The organism is Stenotrophomonas sp. STEN022, from assembly GCF_056760155.1.
Genome location: NZ_JBRREG010000173.1, coordinates 1 through 3805, shown reverse-complemented (window position 1 = coordinate 3805; position 3805 = coordinate 1). Strand labels below are relative to the sequence as shown.

General features: G+C 65.1%; 2 protein-coding genes. One reads left to right on the top strand and one right to left on the bottom strand.

Annotation, left to right across the window (positions count from 1 at the left end):
• Positions 1 to 47: 47 nt before the first annotated feature.
• Complete coding sequence (radA, locus tag ACVOMF_RS20605) at positions 48 to 1430, bottom strand: DNA repair protein RadA (protein ID WP_481510931.1); 1383 nt, start codon at positions 1428 to 1430, stop codon at positions 48 to 50.
• A gap of 132 nt (positions 1431 to 1562) precedes the next feature.
• On the opposite strand from radA, the gene ACVOMF_RS20600 reads away from it, so the two are divergent.
• Positions 1563 to 3623: a putative bifunctional diguanylate cyclase/phosphodiesterase gene (locus tag ACVOMF_RS20600; RefSeq protein ID WP_481510930.1), complete on the top strand. Its 2061-nt coding sequence runs from the start codon at positions 1563 to 1565 to the stop codon at positions 3621 to 3623.
• The last annotated feature ends 182 nt before the right edge of the window (positions 3624 to 3805 follow it).

Genomic DNA, 3805 nt, shown 5'->3' with positions numbered 1-3805 from the left:
CGCCAGCCCGCCGCCGGCCGCCCCCCCCCCCCCACTACAGTCGCCGCTTATTCCATCGCTGCTTCCAGCGCCTGCGACAGCCGCTCCACCGCAATCACTTCCATGCCCTTCACCGTGCCGGCCTTCGGCGCATTGGCCTTGGGCACGATGGCGCGCTTGAAACCATGCGTCGCTGCCTCGCGCAGGCGATCCTCACCATTGGGCACCGGGCGGATCTCGCCGGACAAACCCACTTCGCCAAACGCAATGGTCTTCTCCGCCAGCGGCCGGTCCTGCAACGAGGACAGCACCGCCAACAGCACCGGCAGATCGACGGCGGTCTCCTGCACGCGGATGCCACCGACCACATTCACGAACACGTCCTGGTCACCAACCAGCACGCCGCCATGGCGGTGCAGCACCGCCAGCAGCATCGCCAGCCGGTTCTGCTCCAGACCCACCGCCACCCGTCGCGGGTTGGACAGCGGCGAGGAATCCACCAGCGCCTGCACCTCCACCAGCAACGGGCGCGTGCCTTCGCGGGTCACCATCACGCAGCTGCCGGGCTGGCGGGTACTACCACCAGACAGGAAGATCGCCGAAGGATTGGGCACTTCCTTCAAGCCCTTTTCGCCCATCGCGAACACGCCAAGCTCATTGACCGCACCAAAGCGGTTCTTGAAGGCGCGCAGGATGCGGAAGCGGCTGCCACTTTCACCTTCGAAATACAGCACCGCATCCACCATGTGCTCAAGCACACGCGGGCCGGCAATACCGCCCTCCTTGGTGACATGGCCGACCAGAAACACAGCCGTACCGGTTTCCTTGGCGAAGCGCACCAGCCGCGCCGCACTCTCGCGCACCTGGCTGACCGAACCCGGCGCGGCCGTCAGCGCCTCGGTCCACAACGTCTGCACCGAGTCGGCGACGATCAGCTTGGGCCGCGCCTTCACCGCGTGCGCCAGAATGTTCTCGACACCGGTCTCGGACAGCGCGTTGATGCCCTCCAGCGGCAGATCCAGGCGCACAGCACGTCCGGCCACCTGCGAAAGCGACTCCTCACCGGTGACATACAGCACCGGCAAGCTGCTGGCCATCTTGGCCACCGCCTGCAGCAGCAGGGTGGACTTGCCAATACCCGGGTCGCCGCCAACCAACACCACCGCGCCTTCCACCAACCCACCACCCAGCACCCGGTCGAACTCGCTGATGCCGGTGGAAACCCGCAGATGCTCGGTCTGCTGCACATCCTTCAAGGCCGTGATCTTGGGCGCCTCGACCTTGCCGGCCCAGCCACTGCGGCGTGCCGCCGGTGCCTTTGCGGCCGCAGCGGTTTCAAGCACGATCTCGCTCAGCACGTTCCATACACCACATTCAGTGCACTGGCCCTGCCACTTGCTGTACTCGGCGCCACATTCGCTGCAGACGTATGCACTGCGGGTCTTGGCCATGGAAATTCCTATCTGCGTCAGCGCCGCAGGATAGCCCACCGATGTCGCAAAGGCTGCGACAACTAAAGTCCCCGCCGCCGCTGCCGCTAGGTAAGTGGGGCTCTGCTCCGTCTTGATGCTCCAGGAATCCGCATGATCGGCAGTTACAATCAGGGCCTCGTCGTCGTCTCGCTGTTGGTAGCGATCCTTGCCTCCTACACCGCGCTGGACATGTCCGCGCGCGTTGCCAGCAGCCAAAGCCGCAGGGCCGCACGCATCTGGCTGGTGGGGGGCGCCATGGCGATGGGGTTGGGCATCTGGTCGATGCACTTCATCGGCATGCTGGCTTTCAAACTGCCGATCCCGGTCGGCTACGACCTGTTCCTGACCGTCTGCTCGCTGGCCGCCGCCGTTGCCGCTTCCATGTATGCGCTGTGGCTGGTATCGCGGCAACGGCTGCCAGTCAGCCGCCTGCTTGCTGGCGCCGTACTGATGGGACTGGGCATCGCGGCCACGCACTACATCGGCATGGCCGCGATGCGGATGCAGCCAGGCATCGACTACGACCCTGCGTGGTTCACCGCCTCGATCCTGATCGCCATTGGCGCCTCGGCAGCGGCATTGTGGATCGCGCAGCGCCTGCGCCATGAGCAGCCCCGCCTGTTGCCGATGCGCCTGCTGGCATCACTGGTGATGGGTGTGGCCATCGTCGGCATGCACTACACCGGCATGGCCGCCGCGCGCTTCCCCGCTGGCAGCATCTGCGGCGCCATCAGCGCCGGCGGGCTGGATACGCACCTGCTCGCAGGCCTGGTCATCGTCACCACCATTGCCACCCTGGCGGTCGCCCTGCTGGCCTCGGTATTCGACGGCCAGATGCGCCTGCGCACGGGCCTGCTGGCCCATTCGCTGGCCAACGCCAATGAGAAGCTGGTCCAGGCCGCGCTGCACGACCCGCTGACCCAACTGCCCAACCGGGTGCTACTGCAGGACCGCATTGAGCGTGCGATCGAAAAAGCCGACCGCAGCGGGTTCGGCCTGGCCTTGATGTTCTGCGACCTGGACGGTTTCAAGAACGTCAACGATGCTTACGGCCACCAGCTCGGCGACCGCCTGCTGGTGCAGTTCAGCAAAAAAGTCAGCGCTTTGCTGCGCAGCCAGGACACCTTCGCTCGCCTCGGCGGCGATGAATTCGTCATCGTGATGGCGATCGATACGCCCGACGATGCCGCGCTGATGGCCGAACAGATCAGCGCCGCCATCAGCGAGCCTTTCCTGATCGACAATGCCGAGCTGCTGGTCAGCACCAGCATCGGCATCGCGCTGTATCCGGAAGATGCCAGCAACGAACGCGAGTTGATGATGCATGCCGATGCGGCGATGTATCACGTCAAGCACAGCGGCCGGAACGGCCACGCGTTCTTCACCTCGACCATGCAGGCCGGCACCCGCCAGCGCCTGCGCCTGCTGCAGGACCTGCGCCACGCCACCGCGCGCAATGAGCTGGTGCTGCACTACCAGCCCAAGTTCCCGGCCGGCGGTAGCCGCGCCAACGGCGCTGAAGCGCTGCTGCGCTGGAACCATCCGGAGCTGGGCCTGCTATCGCCCGATGTATTCATTCCCGTTGCCGAGCGCAGCGGCCTGATCATCCCTATCGGCGAATGGGTGCTGGACGCGGCCTGCGCACAGCTGCGTAGCTGGCATGACGCCGGCAACACTGATTGGTCGATGGCAGTGAACCTGTCGCCGTTGCAGTTCGCCTCGCCGACACTGGTGGAGACGGTGCGCTGCGCACTTGAGCGCCATGCACTGGACGCGCGCCAGCTGACCCTGGAAGTGACCGAAAGCACCGCCATGAAAGATGTGGATGCCAGCCTGCAGATGCTGGAAGCCCTGACCGCGATGGGCGTACGCATCGCCATCGATGACTTCGGCACCGGTTACTCCAGCCTGCTTTACCTCAAGCGCATGCCAGCGACAGAACTGAAGATCGACCGCGCCTTCGTCCGCGACCTGGAGCACAACAGTGAGGATGCGGCCATCGTCTCCTCGATCATTGCGCTGGGTCGCACATTGCAGCTGCAGGTGGTCGCCGAAGGCGTGGAAACCGAAGCGCAGCGCAATTTCCTCGGTGAACTGGGTTGTGACGTATTGCAGGGCTACCACTTGGGCCGGCCGGTGGCCGCCGCTGACTTCGTCAGTCGCAACGGCTGAAAAGCCCCAAGGCCAACCCCTCCCCCTGGCTTCGCCAAAGGGAGAGAGCAACGGCGTAGTGCCGAGCCATGCTCGGCTGGGGCTTCACCAACAATTCCAGCCAGCCTTGTGGGAGCGGCGTAAGCCGCGAAGCTGGCCATCCTCCAGGGATCATCATTCCAGGGATCTGCAGAATCGCGGGC